Below are 21,333 nucleotides of genomic sequence, written 5' to 3'. Positions count from 1 at the left end.
GCGGGGCGCACTATAACAGAGGGATGACCAGTAACGGCCTGAATGCACCGGGCTTGCTGCCCGATACGTCATTCGTCGCCCGAATCCGCCGGACGGTGCATGCGCCCGGGGCGGAAGACCTTGGTGTCCTGATAGAAGCCGGCATCGGCATTGTCCGGCCACCATCCAGGCAAGCCAAGCACTGGCAAGGGTGCCAGATCACGCGGCGTGAACAAGGGCCAGTTTTCCAGCCATTCGCTGGCACGCCGATCCAGCGTGTCGACACGCTCGGCCAGCGGTGCCCTGAAGTAATGACTGTCGACCGGCACGATCAAGGCATGCGCCGTGATCGCTTTGTACGGCGCGCACAGTTTTTCCATCAATGCGTGACCAACCACGCAAGCTTCGGTCTGCATCAAGGTCGCAGTGCGCTGGCTGACAAACAGCGTTTGCCAGTCGAAACGGCGCAGGGCTGCAGCCAGCGTGTCGTTGGCGCAGGCAAACACCAAACCATTCTCGTCGAACAAGGTTGCTGCGTCGCGCAAGGCCCCGCGTACCGGCGCACCGACGTCAGCGGCGGCCAGCGCACCTGCCTGCAGGCGGTTCAGCGCCGTCTTGATGCGCGGAAAACTCAGCCAGGCCAGGCCATTGAAGAAATCGTGGGGATTGTCACGCGTGGGCACGCACCCCGTTTCCCAGATATGCGTCTCGTAGGCGACGCCGGGCGGCAAGTCCTCTTGCGGCACGAAGCGCAAGCGGCAGCCTTGCCCGAGTTCCGGGCGCTGCATCCGCCCGGCGGTCAACAAGGCCGACGGGCGGGATTGGGTCAGCAATCGATCAAGCCGCCGATGTACCGGTGCTTCATGGTCATCGGCCAGGGCAGCCCGCCCGGTTTCCGCCACCGGCGCAAACCAGGCTTGCCGCCAATCGGGCTTGATCAGGCCTCCAATCGCCATGGCAGGCTCTCGCCGGCGGCAAGCGGCACCACCGTCGTCGCGCCGTAAGGCAATTCAGCCGGGATCGTCCAGTCCTCGCGAACCAGCGTGACCTTCTCCGTGCTGCGTGGCAGACCGTAGAAGTCAGCACCGAACAGGCTGGCAAACCCTTCCAGCTTGTCCAGCTTGCCGGCCAAGTCGAAGGCCTGGGCGTACAGCTCGATGGCGTGCAGCGCGGTGTAGCAACCGGCGCAGCCGCAAGCGTGCTCTTTCAGACCACGGGCGTGCGGTGCGCTGTCGGTGCCCAGGAAGAAACGCGGGCTGCCGCTGACAGCCGCTTCCACCAGCGCCTGGCGATGGGTTTCGCGCTTGAGCACCGGCAGGCAGTACCAGTGCGGGCGCACGCCGCCAATGAACAGCGCATTGCGGTTGTACAGCAAGTGATGGGCGGTGATAGTGGCACCGATCGGGCCTTCGGCATCGCGCACGTAATGGGCAGCGTCGGCAGTCGTGATGTGTTCGAACACCACTTTCAGGCCCGGGAAGGCCTTGCGCAGCGGGATCATCACGCGGTCGATAAAGACTTTTTCGCGATCGAACAGATCGATGTCGGAGTCGGTGACTTCACCGTGCACCAACAAAGGCATGCCGACCTTTTCCATCGCTTGCAACGCTGGCGCGCAACGGCCGAGCAAGTCGGTCACGCCTGCATCCGAATTGGTGGTGGCACCGGCCGGATACAGCTTGACCGCGTGCACCATGCCCGACGCATGCGCACGAACGATCTCGTCAGCCGGCGTGTTGTCGGTCAGGTAAAGCGTCATCAATGGCGTGAAGCGATCGGCCGCAATGCCGGTCTTGGCCAGTGCAGCCATGATGCGAGCGCGATAGGCCAGTGCCTGCTCGGTCGTGGTGACCGGCGGACGCAGATTCGGCATCACGATGGCGCGCGCAAACTGACGGGCGGTATGGCCGACCACGGCTTCCAGCGCATCACCATCACGCAGGTGCAGATGCCAGTCGTCGGGGCGGAGGATATAGAGGCGTGCCGGCGTATCGGCGGCAGCAGAGGGGGAGCTGGTTTCCATGCCTCATTTTACGGTGCGAGCCGCCTCCATTACAGAGGCGGCTGCACGAGGCGCAGCCAGTGTGGCGAATCTACGACCTGTCGATCAGTCGATGACCGGCATACCGCGCTCAACCGCGCTGGCCATGACTGCTGCACCAACCGGAATGATCGCGTCGTTGAAGTCGTAGCCCGAGCTGTGGAGCACGCAACCACTTTCCGCACCGCCCTGACCAACGCGGAAATACGCGCCCTGGCGGCCTTGCAGCATGACAGAAAAGTCTTCCGACCCCATCGACGGCGTCAGGTCACGCGTGACGTTTTCCTTGCCGACCACGGAAGTCGCGACATCGGCCAGGAAATTTGCCTCGTTCGGCGTGTTGATGGTGGCCGGGAACAGGCGGTCGTACTTCAGCGTAGCCGTAGCACCGAAGGACAGCGCAATACCGGCCGACAGATCACGCAAGCGCGTCTCGACCATGTCCTGCACCGTCTTGCGGAAGCTGCGCACCGTGCCCACCAAGGTAGCTTCGCGCGGGATCACGCTCATCGCACCCGGATGCCCGGCTTGCAGCGAACAGACCGACACCACCGCTGAATCCAGCGGGTTGACGTTGCGCGACACGATGGACTGGATGGCGGTGATCAAGTGGCCTGCAATCACCACCGGATCGATCGTCTGGTAAGCATGCGCACCGTGACCACCACGCCCTTCGATGGTGATTTCAAAGCGATCGGCAGCGGCCATCATCGGACCAGGATTGATGCCGATGTGGCCCGCTGGCAGGCCAGGCCAGTTGTGCAGCGCGAAGATCGCGTCGCACTTGAAGGTATCGAACAGACCATCTTCGATCATGGCACGCGCGCCGCCGCGCCCTTCTTCGGCCGGCTGGAAGATCAACACCGCAGTGCCGTCGAAATTACGCGTGGCAGCCAGATAACGCGCCGCGCCCAGCAACATGGTCGTGTGGCCATCGTGGCCACAGCCGTGCATCAGGCCAGGCTTGGTCGAACGATGTGAAAAATCATTCTCTTCCAGCATGGGCAGCGCATCCATGTCGGCGCGCAGTCCAACCATGCGACCACTGTCGCTGCGTCGGCCACGAATCACGCCAACCACACCTGTCTTGCCGATGCCGCGATGTACCTCGATGCCCATGGACTCCAACTGGCGGGCAACGATGCCCGAGGTGCGAACCTCTTCGAAGCCAAGTTCGGGATGCGCGTGCAGGTCGCGACGCAGCAGGGTGAGTTCATCGTGAAACTGTCGGATCGCCTCGAGTGGCGAACGCAGCGCAACAGCGCCTTCCATGCAAATCTCCGGGGTTGCAAACACGTCCTGCGCGCCTGCATCGACACTGGCCGACTACGCCAGTGATCGAGCAGAGGAAAACGCCAGGACCCAACAATGATGCCACCAAGGCAGAGCCCGGTAACAGTGAAGTCGGGCAACAGGATGTTTTTTAACGACGAAAGCGCGCAAGCCGCATCGCAGCAGGGCTTTGCGCGAAGTCACATGGCCAGTAACAGCCACGAAATTTAGTTGTGGGGCGTGAGGCGAGCCAGTATGCTGCGCTCGCGGGGTTATTCCGCAGTGCTGACAGACGTCAAGCGGGACTGCGGTGTGACCCTGCGCTACAACATCACTTCCAATCCTGGAGAAGAGCATGGCCACTGCTAAGAAGGTGCCGGCGAAAAAAGCCGCTCCTGCAACGAAAGCTGCAGCACCCGCAAAGAAAGCCGCCGCACCGGCGAAAGCCCCGCGCAAAGCCAACGCCGCATTCCTGAAGCCGTTGACCCCGAGCGCCGAACTGGCCGCAGTCATCGGCGCAGCCCCGCTGCCGCGTACCGAAGTGACACGTCAGATCTGGGACTACATCAAAAAGCACAACCTGCAAGACGCAGCAAACCGCCGCAACATCAACGCCGACGCCAAGCTGAAAGTACTCTTCGGCAAGGATCAGGTCACGATGTTCGAACTGACCAAGATCGTCAGCGGCCATCTGAAGTAAACAACGGGCCTGCGTAATTCAAGCAGGCCTGACGTCGAAAGGCCACGAGTGGTGTGCAAAACCCCTGTCGCGCAAAACGCGGCAGGGGTTTGTTTTTGGTGGCTACGACTCAGCGGTCACGTATCAGCGTGCCGAGATACGCAAGACCTTGCCATCCGCCGCATCGGTAACCACATACAGCGCGCCATCGGCCCCCGCACGTACATCCCGAATCCGCATGCCCTCGCCGCTCAGCAAGCGTTCTTCAGCCACTACCTTGCGCTCGCGCACCGTCAAGCGGATCAAAGCCTGTTCCCTCAAGCCACCGACGAACAGACTGCCCTTCCATGAGGGGATGCGATCGCTGGTGTAGAAGGCCATGCCACTTGTCCCGACCGACGGCACCCAGGAATACTCAGGCGGCGTAAAGCCAGGCGCAGAGCTTTCCTCGCCGATCTTGCCACCACCATAGTTTTCGCCATAGGTGAACTTGGGCCAACCGTAATTGGCACCGCGTTCGATCACATTGATCTCGTCACCGCCTTGCGGGCCGTGTTCGTTGATCCACAGCTCGCCGGTTTGCGGCTGAATCGCTGCCCCCTGAACGTTGCGATGACCCAGCGACCAGATTTCAGGCTTGGCATCTTTCTGTCGTGCAAACGGATTGTCGCTGGGTACGCCCCCATCTGCGCGAACACGCACGATCTTGCCGTGATGTTGGTTCAACAACTGCGCATCATCACGACGCGAGAAGCGATCACCCAAGGTGATGAACAAGCTGCCATCACGGCCGAAGACCAATCGCGAGCCGAAATGTGCAGTACTTGAAACTTTTGGTTCCTGGCTGAAGATGACCTTCACGTCTTTCAGCGCCCAGTTCGAGCCCTCCGACGTCAGCTCGGCACTGGCCACCGCTGTACTGTTTTCACCACGGTTCTGCCCCGGCTCGGAGTAACTGAAGAAGATCCGACGGTTGTTTTCGTAGTCGGGATCGAGGACCACGTCCAGCAAGCCGCCTTGCCCACCCGCCGCGATCGGCGGCAAGCCTTGAATCGGTGCAGACAAACTGCCGTCGACCGCAATGACTCGCATGCGCCCCGGCTTTTCAGTCACCAATGCCCTGCCGTCAGGCAGCAACGCAACAGCCCACGGATTGACCAAGCCTTTGGCCCACACCACCGACTGCACGCCCGCAGGCAACGCAGCCTTGGTTGGGGATATTTCACTGCCAGGTCGCTTTGCTTGGGCATAGGCCAAGCCAGAGGCAGCACTGAAGGACACTGCCAGCACGGCAGCCAGTGCTGAACGAAGCAGTCGAGCTTGAGGAAGTTGGGTGGATACGGGCATGGCAATTCCTGGGATGGATTGCCAATAGGACCGTGGAAAAGAAAGGAAGGTTTCAGCTTCCAATCAGAATTGGTGCCGAATGCTTGTGAAATGTGTGAAGAAACGCTGCATTGCAACACGCGCATCAGGATTTAGACGAACAAAAACCCCTCCGATGAGGGGCTTAATGCATGAAACATTCAACGGACATTCAATGCGACGGGGTATGTCAGCCTATTTTCGGGCTCGGCGCGGTCGTGATTTGCAGAGGATGGAGGATGAGACGCGGTTTTCTGTACCGCGTTGCTCTGCATGTAATCTGTTTTCCCGTCGCCCAATGACAAAACCCCACCTGTTTTCACAGATGGGGTTTTGCGTATAACTAGCCTGACAATGACCTACTTTCACAGACGTCCGTCCACTATCATCGGCGCAAAGGCGTTTCACTGTCCTGTTCGGGATGGGAAGGAGTGGTTCCACCTTGCTATGGTCGTCAGGCATAACTGGTTGGCGGGTTGTTCGTGTCGGCTTGATCTTTCGATTAGCCGACAACTATGAGCAACCTGCCCAATTTGGAGAGAAGCATAATTATACGTGTGTTTCGAGGCTGTGTATATCGTTATATACAGAGCGTCTTGCAGGTGTTCGGGTTGTGACCATATAAAGACACGAACGCTACAACCGCCAGGGTTATAGGATCAAGCCTCACGGGCAATTAGTACTGGTTAGCTTAACGCATTACTGCGCTTCCACACCCAGCCTATCAACGTCCTGGTCTCGAACGACCCTTCAGAGAGATCAAGTCTCTGGGAAATCTTATCTTCAGACGAGTTTCCCGCTTAGATGCCTTCAGCGGTTATCTCTTCCGTACATAGCTACCCGGCAATGCCATTGGCATGACAACCGGTACACCAGAGGTACGTCCATTCCGGTCCTCTCGTACTAGGAACAGGCTCCGTCAAATTTCCAGCGCCCACGGCAGATAGGGACCAAACTGTCTCACGACGTTTTAAACCCAGCTCACGTACCTCTTTAAATGGCGAACAGCCATACCCTTGGGACCGGCTACAGCCCCAGGATGAGATGAGCCGACATCGAGGTGCCAAACACCGCCGTCGATATGAACTCTTGGGCGGTATCAGCCTGTTATCCCCAGAGTACCTTTTATCCGTTGAGCGATGGCCCTTCCATTCAGAACCACCGGATCACTATGTCCTGCTTTCGCACCTGTTCGACTTGTCAGTCTCACAGTTAAGCACGCTTATGCCATTGCACTATCAGCACGATTTCCGACCGTACCTAGCGTACCTTCGAACTCCTCCGTTACCCTTTAGGAGGAGACCGCCCCAGTCAAACTGCCCACCATGCACTGTCCCCGATCCGGATAACGGACCAAGGTTAGAACCGCAAATAAATCAGGGTGGTATTTCAAGGTTGGCTCCACGACATCTAGCGACATCGCTTCAGCGCCTCCCACCTATCCTACACAGACCGATTCACAGTCCAATGCAAAGCTACAGTAAAGGTTCATGGGGTCTTTCCGTCTAGCCGCGGGTAGATTGCATCATCACAAACACTTCAACTTCGCTGAGTCTCGGGATGAGACAGTGTGGCCATCGTTACGCCATTCGTGCAGGTCGGAACTTACCCGACAAGGAATTTCGCTACCTTAGGACCGTTATAGTTACGGCCGCCGTTTACCGGGGCTTCGATCAAGAGCTTGCACCCCATCACTTAACCTTCCGGCACCGGGCAGGCGTCACACCCTATACGTCCACTTTCGTGTTTGCAGAGTGCTGTGTTTTTATTAAACAGTCGCAGCCACCGATTCTCTGCGACCCTTTCACGCTAGGCACGCAAGTGCTTCACGCTACCAGGGCATACCTTCTCCCGAAGTTACGGTATCAATTTGCCGAGTTCCTTATCCCGAGTTCTCTCAAGCGCCTTAGAATATTCATCCCGTCCACCTGTGTCGGATTGCGGTACGGTCTTGTTTAACTGAAGCTTAGAGGCTTTTCTTGGAACCACTTCCGATCACTTCGCTGCTTAAAAGCTGCTCGTGCCACACCCTTGATTTACGTACCCGGATTTGCCTAAGTACCATCTTCGATGCAGCAACGGGGACTTCCAACACCCCGATGACGTTCCGCGATCCGTCCCCCCATCGCATTAAACAATGGTGCAGGAATATTAACCTGCTTCCCATCAGCTACGCATCTCTGCCTCGCCTTAGGGGCCGACTCACCCTACGCCGATGAACGTTGCGTAGGAAACCTTGGACTTACGGCGAGAGGGCTTTTCACCCTCTTTATCGCTACTCATGTCAGCATTCGCACTTCTGATACCTCCAGCAACCTTTACAAGTCACCTTCGCAGGCTTACAGAACGCTCCCCTACCACGCATGGATATGATCCACGCATCCGCAGCTTCGGTATATAGCTTAGCCCCGTTACATCTTCCGCGCAGGACGACTCGATCAGTGAGCTATTACGCTTTCTTTAAAGGATGGCTGCTTCTAAGCCAACTTCCTGACTGTCTATGCCTTCCCACTTCGTTTCCCACTTAGCTATATTTGGGGACCTTAGCTGGCGGTCTGGGTTGTTTCCCTCTTGAGTCCGGACGTTAGCACCCGGTGCTCTGTCTCCCAAGCTGTACTTCCAGGTATTCGGAGTTTGCAATGGTTTGGTAAGTCGCCATGACCCCCTAGCCATAACAGTGCTCTACCCCCTGGAGTAATACTTGAGGCACTACCTAAATAGTTTTCGGGGAGAACCAGCTATTTCCAGATTTGTTTAGCCTTTCACCCCTATCCACAGCTCATCCCCTAATTTTTCAACATTAGTGGGTTCGGTCCTCCAGCACGTGTTACCGTGCCTTCAACCTGGCCATGGATAGATCATCTGGTTTCGGGTCTACACCCAGCGACTGGACGCCCTATTCGGACTCGCTTTCGCTACGCCTTCCCTAATCGGTTAAGCTTGCCACTGAATGTAAGTCGCTGACCCATTATACAAAAGGTACGCAGTCACCCCACAAGGAGGCTCCTACTGTTTGTATGCACGCGGTTTCAGGATCTATTTCACTCCCCTTCCGGGGTTCTTTTCGCCTTTCCCTCACGGTACTGGTTCACTATCGGTCGATTACGAGTATTTAGCCTTGGAGGATGGTCCCCCCATATTCAGACAGGATTTCACGTGTCCCGCCCTACTTGTCGTACGCTTAGTTCCACGAAAGACATTTCGTCTACAGGGCTATCACCTGCTATGGCCAGACTTTCCAGACTGTTCGACTATGACTAACGCTAAAACGTACAGGCTCATCCGATTTCGCTCGCCACTACTTTCGGAATCTCGGTTGATTTCTTTTCCTCGAGCTACTGAGATGTTTCAGTTCACCCGGTTCGCTTCAATAGCCTATGTATTCAGCTAGAGATACTCCTTGCGGAGTGGGTTTCCCCATTCGGAAATCTGCGGATCAAAGCTTGTTTGCCAGCTCCCCGCAGCTTATCGCAGGCTACAACGTCCTTCATCGCCTGTAATCGCCAAGGCATCCACCACGTGCACTTAGTCGCTTGATCCTATAACCGTAGCGGCTGGCTGACTTCCAGCGCCAGGGGTTATAGAACCTTGGTCTTACAGCGTTTGTGCTCCGGCCGCTTGCGTGGTCACGATGTAGGTTAGACATCGCGACCGCAGCCGGATTTATATATGCAATCACAACCCGTTATGTTCGCAAGATCTGTCACACTCAAGGAGTTAACCTAGAGGTTCGAGATTCACGAAACACACTTTATTGTTGTGCTTCTTCCAAATTGTTAAAGAACATAACAGCCGCTGAACAAAATTCAGCCTTCAACGCAGTCAGCAAATAATTTGCCGTCATCGTTCAAGCCTGAACTCTATGCAGATAAGTACACAAGACTTCGATCACACATCCGATGATGCTGCGATCGTGAAGATCAGTAAGACTGGTGGAGGTTGACGGGATCGAACCGACGACCCCCTGCTTGCAAAGCAGGTGCTCTCCCAGCTGAGCTAAACCCCCCAGGGTCTTGCGTAATTGCCGCGCAGTATTTCAATCAAATTTCGTCTAAAGAACTGGTGGGTCTGGTTGGATTCGAACCAACGACCCCCGCCTTATCAAGACGGTGCTCTAACCAACTGAGCTACAGACCCTCAGACTTCAACTTGATTTACTGCAACAGCCGATAAGCGTGGACGCTTGCTTCAGGCGCATTTCGCTCTGAAAGGAGGTGATCCAGCCGCACCTTCCGATACGGCTACCTTGTTACGACTTCACCCCAGTCATGAATCCTACCGTGGTAAGCGCCCTCCTTACGGTTAGGCTACCTACTTCTGGTAGAACCCACTCCCATGGTGTGACGGGCGGTGTGTACAAGACCCGGGAACGTATTCACCGCGACATGCTGATCCGCGATTACTAGCGATTCCGACTTCATGCAGTCGAGTTGCAGACTACAATCCGGACTACGATCGGGTTTCTGGGATTGGCTCCCCCTCGCGGGTTGGCAGCCCTCTGTCCCGACCATTGTATGACGTGTGAAGCCCTACGCATAAGGGCCATGAGGACCTGACGTCATCCCCACCTTCCTCCGGTTTGTCACCGGCAGTCTCATTAGAGTGCCCTTTCGTAGCAACTAATGACAAGGGTTGCGCTCGTTGCGGGACTTAACCCAACATCTCACGACACGAGCTGACGACGGCCATGCAGCACCTGTGTTCCAGTTCTCTTTCGAGCACTCCCAAATCTCTTCGGGATTCTAGACATGTCAAGCGTAGGTAAGGTTTTTCGCGTTGCATCGAATTAATCCACATCATCCACCGCTTGTGCGGGTCCCCGTCAATTCCTTTGAGTTTTAATCTTGCGACCGTACTCCCCAGGCGGTCAACTTCACGCGTTAGCTGCGCTACCAAAACCCGAAGGTCCCGACAGCTAGTTGACATCGTTTAGGGCGTGGACTACCAGGGTATCTAATCCTGTTTGCTCCCCACGCTTTCGTGCATGAGCGTCAGTATTATCCCAGGGGGTTGCCTTCGCCATCGGTGTTCCTCCACATATCTACGCATTTCACTGCTACACGTGGAATTCCACCCCCCTCTGACATACTCTAGTCCGGTAGTTAAAAATGCAGTTCCAAGGTTGAGCCCTGGGATTTCACATCTTTCTTTCCGAACCGCCTGCGCACGCTTTACGCCCAGTAATTCCGATTAACGCTTGCACCCTACGTATTACCGCGGCTGCTGGCACGTAGTTAGCCGGTGCTTATTCTGCGGGTACCGTCAGTTACGCCGAGTATTAATCGACGCCGTTTCTTTCCCGCCAAAAGTGCTTTACAACCCGAAGGCCTTCTTCACACACGCGGAATGGCTGGATCAGGGTTTCCCCCATTGTCCAAAATTCCCCACTGCTGCCTCCCGTAGGAGTCTGGACCGTGTCTCAGTTCCAGTGTGGCTGGTCGTCCTCTCAAACCAGCTACGGATCGTCGCCTTGGTGAGCCTTTACCTCACCAACTAGCTAATCCGATATCAGCCGCTCCAATAGTGCGAGGTCCGAAGATCCCCCGCTTTCCCCCTCAGGGCGTATGCGGTATTAGCTACTCTTTCGAGTAGTTATCCCCCGCTACTGGGTACGTTCCGATACATTACTCACCCGTTCGCCACTCGCCACCAGACCGAAGTCCGTGCTGCCGTTCGACTTGCATGTGTAAGGCATTCCGCTAGCGTTCAATCTGAGCCAGGATCAAACTCTTCAGTTTAATCTCTAGTTTTTTTCCTACTTAAGGGGACTGCAGCAATCCGAAGATTACGACAGCTTCCCAGTAGGTCGCTTGCTCAAAGGAAATGAAGATTGGGATCGAGACTTGCGTCTCTGGTCTTACTCTTTATTTCTCAAGTGAGCACTTAATTTCTGTTCGCTAGCCAGCAAACCAATCCGAAGATCGATCTGCCGGCAGCGCCATCATTCAAGCGCCCACACTTATCGGCTGTTTAGTTGTTAAAGAGCGTTCGGCCAATCAAGCCATCGACTCGATCGCACCCGGCATCGCTGCCGTTTCTTGCTAATTCTTACTTACTTGCTAACCGCTTCGCTATTTACTGCGTCGCGATCAGCGAGTCGTGCATTCTACACTGTTTTCGTTACCGCTTTCAACTCGTCGTTGCAAAGTTTCTAACTCATCAACTTGTTTCGCCAACTAGATCAACTTTCGCCAACCTTGCTCGCTAACCGCCGACTTGTTTTTGCACCGCCAAGCCCAAAACTATAACACGAAAACTTCACACCGCAAGCTGAAATGTCTTTTCAGCTGATCCACTGAACCTCCAGCAGATCGGGTGTCGCTTGGCCAATTCAGAATTTTTATTCTGAACCGCTTCGCTGTTTGCTCACCGCCGCTTTTGCAGCGCCGAGCCAGAAACTATAGCACGATAAATCCAGGCTTGTTTCGCCTACGTGAAATTTTCTTTGCTCAAACTTTCGAACTAAAAAAACTTCACGCTGCTTGCTCATCAGAATTGCGGCTTTCGCCACCACACTGACTCGCTGTTTCTGCCCGACGTCGCGTTTGCTTCGTCGAGCCAATGAATATAGCACGGAAAAATCGGCGTGCGCAAGTCACGCCGATTAATCTTCAACGGTGTTGGAAATTCGGCTTCCGCTTCTCGGCGAAGGCGTTCATGCCTTCCTTCTGGTCTTCCGTTGCGAACAGCGCGTGGAAGACACGGCGTTCAAACAGCAGGCCTTCATTCAACGAAGACTCGAACGAACGGTTCACCGCCTCTTTCGCCACCAATACCGACGGCAGCGACATCGACGCGATGATCGTGGCGGCATCCAGCGCTTCTTCCATCAGGCGTTCGGCAGGCACCACGCGCGACAGCAGGCCAGCGCGCTCTGCTTCATCGGCATTCATCATTCGGCCAGTCAGCACCAGGTCCATGGACTTGGCCTTGCCCACTGCGCGGGTCAGACGCTGTGTACCGCCAGCACCGGGGATGACACCGAGCTTGATTTCAGGCTGACCGAACTTGGCATTGTCGGCGGCGATGACCAGGTCGCACATCATGGCCAGTTCACATCCGCCGCCCAGTGCGTAACCCGATACGGCGGCGATCACCGGTTTGCGGATGCGCTTCAGAGTTTCCCAGTTGCGGCTGATGAAGTCGGTGGTGTGGACTTCCATGTAGGACCAGTCCTTCATGGCCGAGATGTCGGCACCTGCTGCGAAGGCCTTTTCCGATCCGGTGATAACGATTGCGCCGATATCGGCATTGGCGTCGAAGGCCAGCAAGGCTGCGCCGAGTTCGTCCATCAGTGCGTCGTTCAGCGCGTTGAGCGCCTTGGGGCGATTGAGGGTCAGCAGGCCGACACGGCCGCGGGTTTCAATCAGGACGAGGGCTTCGCTCATGGATTCTCCGAATCTGGGGGCTTGGTTCTGGCGGACGCTGCTTGTGGCGCGTTGCCAGGCGGTCGAGTGGTTCGATACGAGTTGCCTCTATATATAGAGGCGGGAATGACCCCTCTATATATAGAGGGGCAATTCCGGCTGCCGCACCTTGGCGGCAAGCACAGCTCCCTACGATAGACCAGGCCTCTGCTTCTCGCCTACTCGTAGCGACCCGCAGCGTCACCAGAGGTGTCCATGCACTGGCACCCGCGCAGCAGAAAGATGGGGCGGTATCTTCCTTGCCCGGCCACTGGCAGCGTGCATTCGCTTTCATGTTGCTCTTGCCCACCCGCTCGGTGGTGAAAGTCGCGACGGTTACGATAGTGCCTATGCCTATCAAACCAATTTCCTATCGCCTGGCCCTGACCGATCCGGCCGGCCACCGCTGCACCGTCTCGTTGACGATCCCGAATCCGACCGCTGAAGGACAACGTCTGTCCTTGCCCGCGTGGATTCCGGGCAGCTACATGATTCGCGATTTTGCCCGTCAGATCGAGACGATCGAAGCCAGTGCGGGCGGCATCTCGGTTGCCCTGCATAAGCTGGACAAGGACACCTGGCAGGCAGCACCCTGCGCCGGTCCGCTTGAAATCCGCTACGTGGTGTATGCCTGGGATCTGTCGGTGCGGGCGGCGCACCTGGACCAGACACATGGCTTCTTCAATGGCACCAGTGTTTTCCTGCGCGCGCACGGGCATGAAGCAACACCATGTCTGCTGGAACTGATCGCGCCGACACATGCCGGGTCGAAAGACTGGCGTGTCTACACCAGCTTGCCGCGCGCAAAAGTGGGCGGCGCGAAAGAGCATCGTTTCGGTCGCTATGAAGCACCGGACTACGATGCGCTGATCGATCATCCCATCGAGATGGGCACCCCCCAGGTGGCCAGCTTCCATGCGCACGGCACCTTGCATGAGCTGGTGTTCACCGGCGTGGCACCCGGGTTGGACCTGGCGCGGATTGCCGAGGATGCGAAACGCATCTGCGAGGCACAGATTGCGCTTTTCGAACCGGAGACGCTGCGGGCTCCTTTCCTGGATTCATCGGACCGCTATGTGTTCATGACCATGGTGACCGGTGATGGTTATGGCGGACTGGAACATCGGGCGTCCACCGCCTTGATGACCTCACGCGCTGACCTGCCGGTAATTGGTCAGCCTGCGCAGAGCGAGGGGTATCGGAATCTCCTGGGGCTGGTGAGCCACGAGTATTTCCATACCTGGCACGTCAAACGCATCAAGCCGGCGGCTTTTGCCCCCTATGACCTGAACCGCGAAAACACGAGTCGTCTGCTGTGGGTGTTCGAGGGCTTTACGTCTTACTACGACGATCTGATGGTGCTACGTGCGGGCGTGATCACAGATGCGGACTATCTGAAAGGCCTGGCGCGCACGATTGGCAGTGTGTTGCGCGCGGGCGGGCGTCACAAGCAGTCGGTGGCGGAGAGTTCTTTCGATGCATGGACGCGCTATTACCGGCAGGACGAGAATTCACCGAACGCGATTGTCAGCTACTACACCAAGGGTGCGTTGGTGGCGCTGGGCCTGGACTTGTTGATCCGCGAGAAGACTTCGGGTGCAAAGTCGCTGGACGATGTGATGCGTTTGTTGTGGCAGCGGTTTGGCCGCGAGTTCTATACCGGCAAGCCGCATGGGATACCCGAGGAAGGCATGCCGGCCTTGATCCTGGAGGCGACCGGGGTGGACGTGGCGGACTTCGTGCGTCGCCACGTCGATGGCACTGAAGATGTACCGCTGGCCGATATGCTGCCGCAGCACGGCATTGTGATGACGCTGAAAGCAGCGTCGGAAGTGCCCTCGCTGGGCGTTCGCGCGGCGCGTCAGGGTGAGGATTGGCGGCTTGCCACGGTGTACGAAGGTGGCCCGGCGCATCGCGCAGGCTTGTCGGCGCATGACGTACTGGTTGCGATCGATGGCTTGCGGGTCAGTGGCAGCGGCGGTCTGGATGCGCATCTGAGCCGGCACCAGGCGGGCGACCAGGTGGATGTTTACGCGTTTCGCCGTGATGAACTGCGTCACTTCCGTGTTCGGTTGGCGGTGGATGAGCCGGTCAGCTGCAGCCTGACTCGGATCTGAGGACCTTACGTCTGAAGGGGTGCACGCCTGCGCAGGCGAATGACTGAACAGTCAAATGACTGCGCGGGTACGGCGGGCCTGGATTTGTGCATTCAATCGCAGGCCTGACCGCCCTTTTCAGTTCTCGTGGGTCAGCAGACGCTTGATGCGATCCGAGGTTCCGGGGTGGGTGGACCAGTAATCAGTGTCTTCCTTGGAGCCCTTCTCGTCCGCGTCTGGCTTGCCACCCTTTTTCGCGTCATTGGATGCGCCGGCCTTGGATCGGCGCATCGTATGACTGGCTTCGAGCTTTTCAAGGGCGTCTGCCAGCAAGGTGGGCGACATGCCGTTGGCGCGCAGCAGACTGGCACCGTAGGCATCGGCTTCGAACTCGAAGTCGCGTGAATAGTGCAGGTTGACGTAGGCGGCGGCAGAGCCGGCCAGCAAGGAGCTGACGTCGCCCATGTACCAACCGGCCACCAGGGCCACCACGCTGTTCTGCAACACGGCGCGCATGCCGTGGCGGTAGACGACGTGGCCAAGTTCGTGCGCCAGGACGCCGACGATCTGTTCATCGTCCAGCATGGCAGCAAGCTGGTCGGTGATGATGATCTTGCCGGACGGCAACGCAAACGCATTCGCACCGAATTTGCCCCCGTCGCGGAACAATAGTTCAGCCGGACCCAGTTTCTGGGAAATATCCGCCAGCCGCTGACGCAGGCGCGCCTGCCGGGCGTCTGGCATAGCGCTTGGCTTCATGACGTATTTGTCAAGCGTTTCCATGACCTGGTCACTGACTGCAATCAGCACCGTGCGCGGAATCTGGTCGGCGGCGACGCCCGCTGCCCAGGGCAACAGCCATTGATACGCGGCGGCGACAGCCAGCACGCAGCCTGCCAGCGATATCAGTGCAATACGCCAAGACTGCTGCATGCGCACGGCGATGGAATCTCGTTTGCCCAAGGCCCCCAGGGCCGCGTTGAACGCGGCAGGCTCGGGGATCGAGACACGTGCGCCATCACTGAACTCGATCTGTCGCGGGCCGTGACGAGTGCGCTCGGAAACCTGGCAGGTGGACCAGGCATCGGTCCGGTCGACGGATTGCCCCCGAATCGAGATCGCGTCTGCTCCGACGGTGATGATGACCACATGCCGCCGGGACTGCACGCCGTCGAAATAAAAACCTTCGATCTGGCCCCCGGGGTTTGGGAGCAGATCATGGGGCGGGCTTGGCGGTGCACCCGAAGGTGCGCTTCCAAGCCCGCTTGGAGGCAGATTCGCCGAGGCACCCGGCGGCAAGCCCGTGCCGCCTGGCTCGTGGTCGGCGGCGGCAAGCATGCCTGGCGTTGGTGTTGACGACACGGGGATCACAACGCGACGTCGATGTCGAAGAGATCGGCGGTTTCCTGGCCGACCGCGTTGACACGGTCCTGCTGTACGGCAACGACTTCATCGAGCGAACCCTTTGGCACCAGCGCCATGGTCTGTATCAGGTAGCGGGCCTTGCGGATTTGCGCAGCCGGGGTGAACAGACCAAACGTGCAGACGATCAGCACGAAGTTGGAAACGGCAATCCAGATGAAGGGCAAGACCTTGGCGCGCGAGCGGAACTGGTGCTCGCCAAGGCGGCTGCGATTCCACACCAGATTGCGGATGCGCACAACAAAGAACGGACCGGCAATCAGCACGAAGATCAGCATCGCCCCCAGCGCAATCGCCACCATCAGTGCCAGCACACCTGCTCCCAGGCCAATATCGCCACCCAGCGATGCGACGGTTGCATTGACCGATCGGACCAAGCCGGGGATGGCGGCAACCACCAAGCCTGCACCGACCAAGGCACCGATCACGATAAGCACCGTGAACAGGTAGATAAGGTAGAACGCGCCGACACCGGCGTGCATGCTGCCGGGCAGGTTGCCGTAACGCACGCCGTCATGTAGATATTTGCGCAGCTGCTGGTGCGCAAACGGCACGACCAAGATCACCACCGGGATCAGGTAGATAGAGACGAAGGACAGCGCCACCCCGGGGAACAGCAGCAGCGGCCACAACAGGAACACCATGTAGGCGCGCAAGGTGGTGCCGCCAAACCCGAAGCGGACACCCCGATAGCTGGTGTTGAAGTACTGGAAGCGCAGCGAGCGCACCAGCAGCAGCGGCAAGATCGCCAGGCCGACGAGGAATACGCCACCGATCAGTTCCAGGCTGCCGAACTGCTGCACGCCCATCCAGATTGCCAGCAACACGGCGGCGACGATGCGCCCTTTCAGGATGGCGATGGGGGTGCCGTGATAATCCAGCGGCGCACCGTCGATCAAGGTGTTGCCGTAGAAGTATTTGAGTCGCCGGACCTTGGCCCAGGCCGAGTAGATACCGAGCGTGAGGATCGACAGCAGCAGGTTGACGATCCAGATTCGGAAGTATTCCGATCCGCTGCCGGTGAACCGAATGGGCAACTCGGCGGATAAGTCAGTGGAAACATCACGAGGCAGCGCGTCGGCCGCCGGGCGCGGTGCGAGCGCCTGGTTTTCTTGCATTCAGCTTTCCTTTGAAGAAAGTGGCATCGTGGGCGATGCCTGGGCCGCATGGCAGCCACGCGCAGGCTAGCCCAAAACGAGCTGAACGCGAAAGGTTTGCATGTAAGAAAACGGCATGGGACGTGACGGTCCATGCCGCTTGACGCATGGCCTTATGCATATCGATTCATGCATGCAAATCTATGGGGGATACGAAGGCATGCATTGCGATGCAAGCAGCGTTCACGCGAAAACCGGCAGCGTCGAAGCTGCCCACGCCCCGATTGAAAGCCGGGCGCGTGGACTTTCCTGTCTATCGCCAGGCGATCGGCGACTCGTTCCGGCTTTGCAGCCAGTCGTCAACCTTGGCAAAGTGCCCGCAACCCAGGAAGGGTTCGGGCGGACGGCGTGCCGACAGGGGTGACGGGTGGTTCGAAGTCAGGACAAGATGTCCGTGATCGGCGGGAATCAATGCGCGTTTGGATTGCGCATGTGCGCCCCACAACAGGAAAGCGGTGGGTGCGTGTTGCGCCACCTGCTCGATGACGGCGTCGGTGATGCGTTCCCAACCGCGTTTGGCGTGGGATGCGGGGGCACCGTCTTCAACTGTCAGTACGGTGTTCAGCAACAGCACTCCCTGCTTGGCCCAGCGGGTCAGGTCGTTGTCGAAGGACCCTGGCACCCCGCCGAATTCGGCAGCGATTTCGTTGAAGATGTTGCGCAGACTGGGTGGGCGCTTGGCGGCAGTCGGGACTGAAAACGCCAGGCCTTGGGCCTGATCGGGGCCGTGATACGGATCTTGGCCGAGGATCAACACACGGACCGAGGACAGCGGAGTCAGTCGCAGAGCGTGAAAGGGGTCGGCCGGGTAGACGCTTGTGCCGCGCGCCACGCAGGCATCGACGTGGGCGGCAAGCTTGTCGAACGCATCGCCTTGCAAGACCGGGGCAAGCGCGTCGGCCCAGTCGGCGGGCAGCTTGGGAATGAAGCTGGCAAGCGGTTGCACCAGACGATTGCTGCTTGTGTTGGGCTGTGTGTGCTTGACAGTTTGCACGATGGTTTGCGCACCACTGGCTGGTGCTTCACTGGATTTTGCCTTGCCCACGCCGGCACTTTCTGCCGGCATGTCGCCGAACAATTCGTTCTGTTTGCTCATTGCGCGCTCCCCTGTTCAGGGCAGGCGACGCGCAAGCAACATGCCGGATGACGGCTGCGACGCACGTCGCAGCCCAGCCTGCTTTCAACCCTGCCTGCAACCCTGCTTACCAACGCGTTCACGCAAACAGTTCCGACAGGGCCGTGCCCGGCTCTTCGGCGCGCATGAAGGCTTCGCCAACCAGGAAGGCTTCGACGCCGTGGTTGCGCATGAATTGCACGTCGTCTCGGTTCAAAATGCCGCTTTCCGTAACCACGCGCTTGCCTGCGGGAATGCTGCCTAGCAGATCGACCGTGGCCTGCAAGGACACTTCGAAGCTGCGCAGGTTGCGGTTGTTGATGCCGAGCAAAGGCGTCTTCATGGTGAGCGCCACTTCCAGCTCGGCAGCGTCGTGGACTTCGATCAGCACGTCCATGCCCAGCGCCATGGCCAAGGCTTCCAGGTCGTGCAGTGCGCTGGGCGGGAGCGCGGCGGCGATCAGCAAGATGCAATCGGCACCCATCGCACGGGCTTCGACCACCTGGTAGCTGTCGATGATGAAGTCTTTGCGCAGGACCGGCAGCGTGCAGGCCGCGCGCGCCTGACGCAGGAAGTCGGCTGCGCCTTGGAAGAATTGCACGTCGGTCAGCACCGACAGGCAGGCTGCGCCGCCTTTGGCGTAGGACGCGGCGATCTCGGCGGGCACGAAGCGTTCGCGCAGCAGGCCTTTCGACGGCGAGGCACGCTTGATTTCGGCGATGACGGCGGCCGATCCGCCGGCGATCTTGTTTTCGATGGCCTGGGCAAATCCGCGCACGTCGCGCCGGGCTTCGGCTTCGCGACGCAGGTCGGATTCGCTGCGAAGTTGGCGTGCACGGGAAACTTCTTCAGCCTTCACGGCCAGGATGCGCTGCAGGATATCGCTCATGGGGCAAAACTCGATACAGATGCCGGCCAAGGCCAGCTTGAACAGAACCGGATGCGATCCGGTCAGGATGTCGGCATTGGAACACCGATTGCCCGATGCCGCCTTGCGATTAACCCGCAGGTCCGATCTGCGTAAAACGGCGTCGTGGTGTTGGCGTGATCAGGTCGATGTCGGTTGTGACTTCTTCATGTCATGACGTATTCATGTCATGACGTATTCATTGTCATGCGGTCGTCAGGCCGTGAAGCCTGTCGACCGTGACATCTCACTTCGCGAACTTCTGCGTGAAGCGGGCGAACTCATCCACCTTGGCGCGTGCGGCACCGCTGGCGATGGTCTCGAATGCCAGGCGAATGCCGGCATCTAGCGAATCGGCACGGTTGCTGGTGTACAGCGCCAGGCCAGCATTGAATGCCACGATGTCGCGGGCTGGGCCGGGTGTGCCCGACAAGGCTTCCAGCACCATGGTGCAAGACTCGTCACGGTTTGCCACACGCAGGCCGCGGTTGGACACCATCGACAGGCCGAAATCTTCCGGGTGAATTTCGTATTCGCTGATCTCGCCGTTGCGCAGTTCGCCCACCAGGGTGCCAGCCCCGAGCGAGGCTTCATCCATGCCGTCCTTGCCGTAGACCACCAGCACGTTGCGCGAACCCAGACGTTGCAGCACGCGCAGCTGAATGCCGACCAGATCGGCGTGGAACACACCCATCAACTGGTTGGCGGCACCGGCCGGATTGGTCAGCGGGCCCAGCAGGTTGAAGATGGTGCGCACGCCCAATTCCTTGCGGATCACGGCGATGTTCTTCATGGCACTGTGATGGGCGGGCGCGAACATGAAGCCGATGTTGGTGGCTTCAATGCTTTCCGCCACTTGGGCGGAATTCAGCGCCAGGTTCACACCCAGTGCTTCCAGCACATCGGCGCTGCCCGACGAGGACGACACGCCCCGGTTGCCGTGTTTGGCAACGCGCGCACCGGCGGCGGCCGCCACGAACATGGCGGTGGTCGAGATGTTGAAGGTGTGGCTGCCGTCGCCGCCCGTACCGCACAAGTCCAGCAGATCGTCGGGGTTGGCGACTTCCACCTTGTCGGCGAATTCACGCATGACGGATGCGGCAGCGGCGATTTCGCCGATGGTTTCCTTTTTCACGCGCAGGCCGAGAATCAGTGCGGCGGCAACTGGCGGCGAGACTTCGCCGCGCATCAGCATGCGCATCAGGTGCAGCATTTCGTCGTGGAAAATTTCGCGGTGCTCGATGCAGCGAACCAGCGCTTCGGACGGGGTAATCATGGAGTCGGACTTCCTTAATATTGTCAGGTCTACGCGTCGCTCAGGCGGTGTGCGTGATGAAGTTGCGCAACAAGGCGTGGCCGTGTTCGCTCAGGATCGATTCCGGGTGGAACTGCACACCCAGCACCTGCAGGCTGCGGTGACGCACGCCCATGATTTCGCCATCGGCCGTCTCAGCCGTCACTTCCAGGCAGTCGGGCAGCGTTTCGCGCTCGATGGCCAGTGAGTGATAGCGCGTGATCGTATAGGGCGAAGGCAGATCGGTGAACAGATCGGTGCCGGTGTGGGTGATCGGCGAGGTCTTGCCATGCATGACCTGCTTGGCGCGGATGACCTTGCCACCGAAGGCTGCGCCAATGGCTTGGTGACCCAGGCACACGCCCAGGATCGGCACCTTGCCGGCGAAATGTTTGATGGCCGCGACCGAGATGCCGGCTTCGTTCGGCGAGCAGGGGCCGGGCGAGATGCAGATGCGCTCGGGGGCCAGCGCCTCGATTTCTTCGATTGTGATCTGGTCGTTGCGCACCACGCGCACGTCTTCGCCAAGCTCGCCGAAGTACTGGACCAGGTTATAGGTAAAGGAGTCGTAGTTGTCGATCATCAGCAGCATGGGATGCTC

Annotated in this window: 13 protein-coding genes, 2 tRNA genes and 3 rRNA genes; 2 read left to right on the top strand and 16 right to left on the bottom strand. The window is 58.5% G+C overall.

Features of this window, described 5'->3' with window-relative positions; translation table 11 throughout:
* Nucleotides 1-68 precede the first annotated feature (68 nt).
* The 3 genes from FXN63_RS03610 to FXN63_RS03600 all read right to left on the bottom strand — a co-directional run bounded on the left by FXN63_RS03610 (nucleotide 69) and on the right by FXN63_RS03600 (nucleotide 3,292).
* The gene (locus FXN63_RS03610) at nucleotides 69-935 is read right to left on the bottom strand and encodes a DUF3025 domain-containing protein (RefSeq protein ID WP_148812927.1); all 867 of its coding nucleotides are present in this window, start codon (nucleotides 933-935) and stop codon (nucleotides 69-71) included.
* Nucleotides 917-2,002: a dihydroorotase gene (gene pyrC / locus FXN63_RS03605; protein WP_148812925.1), complete on the bottom strand. Its 1,086-nt coding sequence runs from the start codon at nucleotides 2,000-2,002 to the stop codon at nucleotides 917-919. Before pyrC ends, FXN63_RS03610 begins: the two co-directional genes overlap by 19 nt.
* 84 nt (nucleotides 2,003-2,086) lie before the next feature.
* Complete coding sequence (locus FXN63_RS03600; RefSeq protein WP_148812922.1) at nucleotides 2,087-3,292, bottom strand: M20 aminoacylase family protein; 1,206 nt, start codon at nucleotides 3,290-3,292, stop codon at nucleotides 2,087-2,089.
* A gap of 355 nt (nucleotides 3,293-3,647) precedes the next feature.
* On the opposite strand from FXN63_RS03600, the gene FXN63_RS03595 reads away from it, so the two are divergent.
* Nucleotides 3,648-3,992: an SWIB/MDM2 domain-containing protein gene (locus FXN63_RS03595; protein WP_148812920.1), complete on the top strand. Its 345-nt coding sequence runs from the start codon at nucleotides 3,648-3,650 to the stop codon at nucleotides 3,990-3,992.
* 123 nt (nucleotides 3,993-4,115) lie between these two features.
* On the opposite strand, the gene FXN63_RS03590 is transcribed toward FXN63_RS03595, so the two are convergent.
* The 7 genes from FXN63_RS03590 to FXN63_RS03560 all read right to left on the bottom strand — a co-directional run bounded on the left by FXN63_RS03590 (nucleotide 4,116) and on the right by FXN63_RS03560 (nucleotide 12,724).
* Entirely contained in the window at nucleotides 4,116-5,318 is a 1,203-nt protein-coding gene (locus FXN63_RS03590; RefSeq protein ID WP_148812918.1) for a PQQ-dependent sugar dehydrogenase, read from the bottom strand.
* Between the two features lie 364 nt (nucleotides 5,319-5,682).
* Nucleotides 5,683-5,795: ribosomal RNA gene (rrf, locus tag FXN63_RS03585) — 5S ribosomal RNA — on the bottom strand.
* Between the two features lie 196 nt (nucleotides 5,796-5,991).
* A 23S ribosomal RNA gene (locus FXN63_RS03580) occupies nucleotides 5,992-8,875 on the bottom strand.
* A gap of 391 nt (nucleotides 8,876-9,266) precedes the next feature.
* Nucleotides 9,267-9,342: transfer RNA gene (locus tag FXN63_RS03575), tRNA-Ala, on the bottom strand.
* 54 nt (nucleotides 9,343-9,396) lie between these two features.
* A tRNA-Ile gene (locus FXN63_RS03570) sits at nucleotides 9,397-9,473 on the bottom strand.
* Between the two features lie 70 nt (nucleotides 9,474-9,543).
* Nucleotides 9,544-11,074: ribosomal RNA gene (locus FXN63_RS03565) — 16S ribosomal RNA — on the bottom strand.
* Together the 16S, 23S and 5S rRNA genes with 2 tRNA genes alongside form the textbook arrangement of a ribosomal RNA operon.
* Before the next feature lie 873 nt (nucleotides 11,075-11,947).
* Nucleotides 11,948-12,724 (bottom strand): enoyl-CoA hydratase, encoded by a 777-nt coding sequence (locus FXN63_RS03560; RefSeq protein WP_148812916.1) that lies wholly within the window; start codon nucleotides 12,722-12,724, stop codon nucleotides 11,948-11,950.
* A gap of 368 nt (nucleotides 12,725-13,092) precedes the next feature.
* On the opposite strand from FXN63_RS03560, the gene FXN63_RS03555 reads away from it, so the two are divergent.
* Nucleotides 13,093-14,859, top strand: coding sequence for a M61 family metallopeptidase (locus FXN63_RS03555; protein WP_148812914.1), 1,767 nt, complete (start codon nucleotides 13,093-13,095; stop codon nucleotides 14,857-14,859).
* A gap of 117 nt (nucleotides 14,860-14,976) precedes the next feature.
* Here FXN63_RS03555 and FXN63_RS03550 read toward each other — a convergent pair whose 3' ends face one another.
* From FXN63_RS03550 to FXN63_RS03525, 6 genes are all read right to left on the bottom strand, one after another.
* Nucleotides 14,977-16,200, bottom strand: coding sequence for a M48 family metallopeptidase (locus FXN63_RS03550; protein ID WP_148812912.1), 1,224 nt, complete (start codon nucleotides 16,198-16,200; stop codon nucleotides 14,977-14,979).
* Nucleotides 16,201-16,205: 5 nt separating this feature from the next.
* On the bottom strand, nucleotides 16,206-17,378 hold the full coding sequence (locus FXN63_RS03545) for a YjgN family protein (RefSeq protein WP_148812910.1): 1,173 nt from the start codon (nucleotides 17,376-17,378) through the stop codon (nucleotides 16,206-16,208).
* Nucleotides 17,379-17,670: 292 nt separating this feature from the next.
* On the bottom strand, nucleotides 17,671-18,513 hold the full coding sequence (locus tag FXN63_RS03540; protein ID WP_148812908.1) for a uracil-DNA glycosylase: 843 nt from the start codon (nucleotides 18,511-18,513) through the stop codon (nucleotides 17,671-17,673).
* A 118-nt stretch (nucleotides 18,514-18,631) separates the two neighbouring features.
* Nucleotides 18,632-19,420: an indole-3-glycerol phosphate synthase TrpC gene (gene trpC, locus FXN63_RS03535; protein WP_148812906.1), complete on the bottom strand. Its 789-nt coding sequence runs from the start codon at nucleotides 19,418-19,420 to the stop codon at nucleotides 18,632-18,634.
* Nucleotides 19,421-19,685: 265 nt separating this feature from the next.
* On the bottom strand, nucleotides 19,686-20,714 hold the full coding sequence (gene trpD / locus FXN63_RS03530; protein WP_148812904.1) for an anthranilate phosphoribosyltransferase: 1,029 nt from the start codon (nucleotides 20,712-20,714) through the stop codon (nucleotides 19,686-19,688).
* A 40-nt stretch (nucleotides 20,715-20,754) separates the two neighbouring features.
* Nucleotides 20,755-21,324, bottom strand: coding sequence for an anthranilate synthase component II (locus tag FXN63_RS03525; protein ID WP_148812902.1), 570 nt, complete (start codon nucleotides 21,322-21,324; stop codon nucleotides 20,755-20,757).
* Between the last annotated feature and the right edge of the window lie 9 nt (nucleotides 21,325-21,333).

It is taken from the genome of Pigmentiphaga aceris, assembly GCF_008119665.1.
Lineage (GTDB): Bacteria > Pseudomonadota > Gammaproteobacteria > Burkholderiales > Burkholderiaceae_B > Pigmentiphaga > Pigmentiphaga aceris.
Note: the sequence above shows the minus strand (reverse complement) of the source record. Positions and strands in the feature narration are given on the sequence as shown.

Excerpts from the sequence above, each read along its gene's own strand:
- pyrC (WP_148812925.1), bottom strand. The coding sequence starts at position 2,002 with ATGGAAACCAGCTCCCCCTCTGCTGCCGCCGATACGCCGGCACGCCTC.
- FXN63_RS03595 (WP_148812920.1), top strand. The coding sequence starts at position 3,648 with ATGGCCACTGCTAAGAAGGTGCCGGCGAAAAAAGCCGCTCCTGCAACG.
- FXN63_RS03610 (WP_148812927.1), bottom strand. The coding sequence starts at position 935 with ATGGCGATTGGAGGCCTGATCAAGCCCGATTGGCGGCAAGCCTGGTTT.
- FXN63_RS03590 (WP_148812918.1), bottom strand. The coding sequence starts at position 5,318 with ATGCCCGTATCCACCCAACTTCCTCAAGCTCGACTGCTTCGTTCAGCA.
- FXN63_RS03540 (WP_148812908.1), bottom strand. The coding sequence starts at position 18,513 with ATGAGCAAACAGAACGAATTGTTCGGCGACATGCCGGCAGAAAGTGCC.
- trpC (WP_148812906.1), bottom strand. The coding sequence starts at position 19,420 with ATGAGCGATATCCTGCAGCGCATCCTGGCCGTGAAGGCTGAAGAAGTT.
- FXN63_RS03555 (WP_148812914.1), top strand. The coding sequence starts at position 13,093 with ATGCCTATCAAACCAATTTCCTATCGCCTGGCCCTGACCGATCCGGCC.
- FXN63_RS03560 (WP_148812916.1), bottom strand. The coding sequence starts at position 12,724 with ATGAGCGAAGCCCTCGTCCTGATTGAAACCCGCGGCCGTGTCGGCCTG.
- trpD (WP_148812904.1), bottom strand. The coding sequence starts at position 20,714 with ATGATTACCCCGTCCGAAGCGCTGGTTCGCTGCATCGAGCACCGCGAA.
- FXN63_RS03545 (WP_148812910.1), bottom strand. The coding sequence starts at position 17,378 with ATGCAAGAAAACCAGGCGCTCGCACCGCGCCCGGCGGCCGACGCGCTG.
- FXN63_RS03600 (WP_148812922.1), bottom strand. The coding sequence starts at position 3,292 with ATGGAAGGCGCTGTTGCGCTGCGTTCGCCACTCGAGGCGATCCGACAG.
- FXN63_RS03525 (WP_148812902.1), bottom strand. The coding sequence starts at position 21,324 with ATGCTGCTGATGATCGACAACTACGACTCCTTTACCTATAACCTGGTC.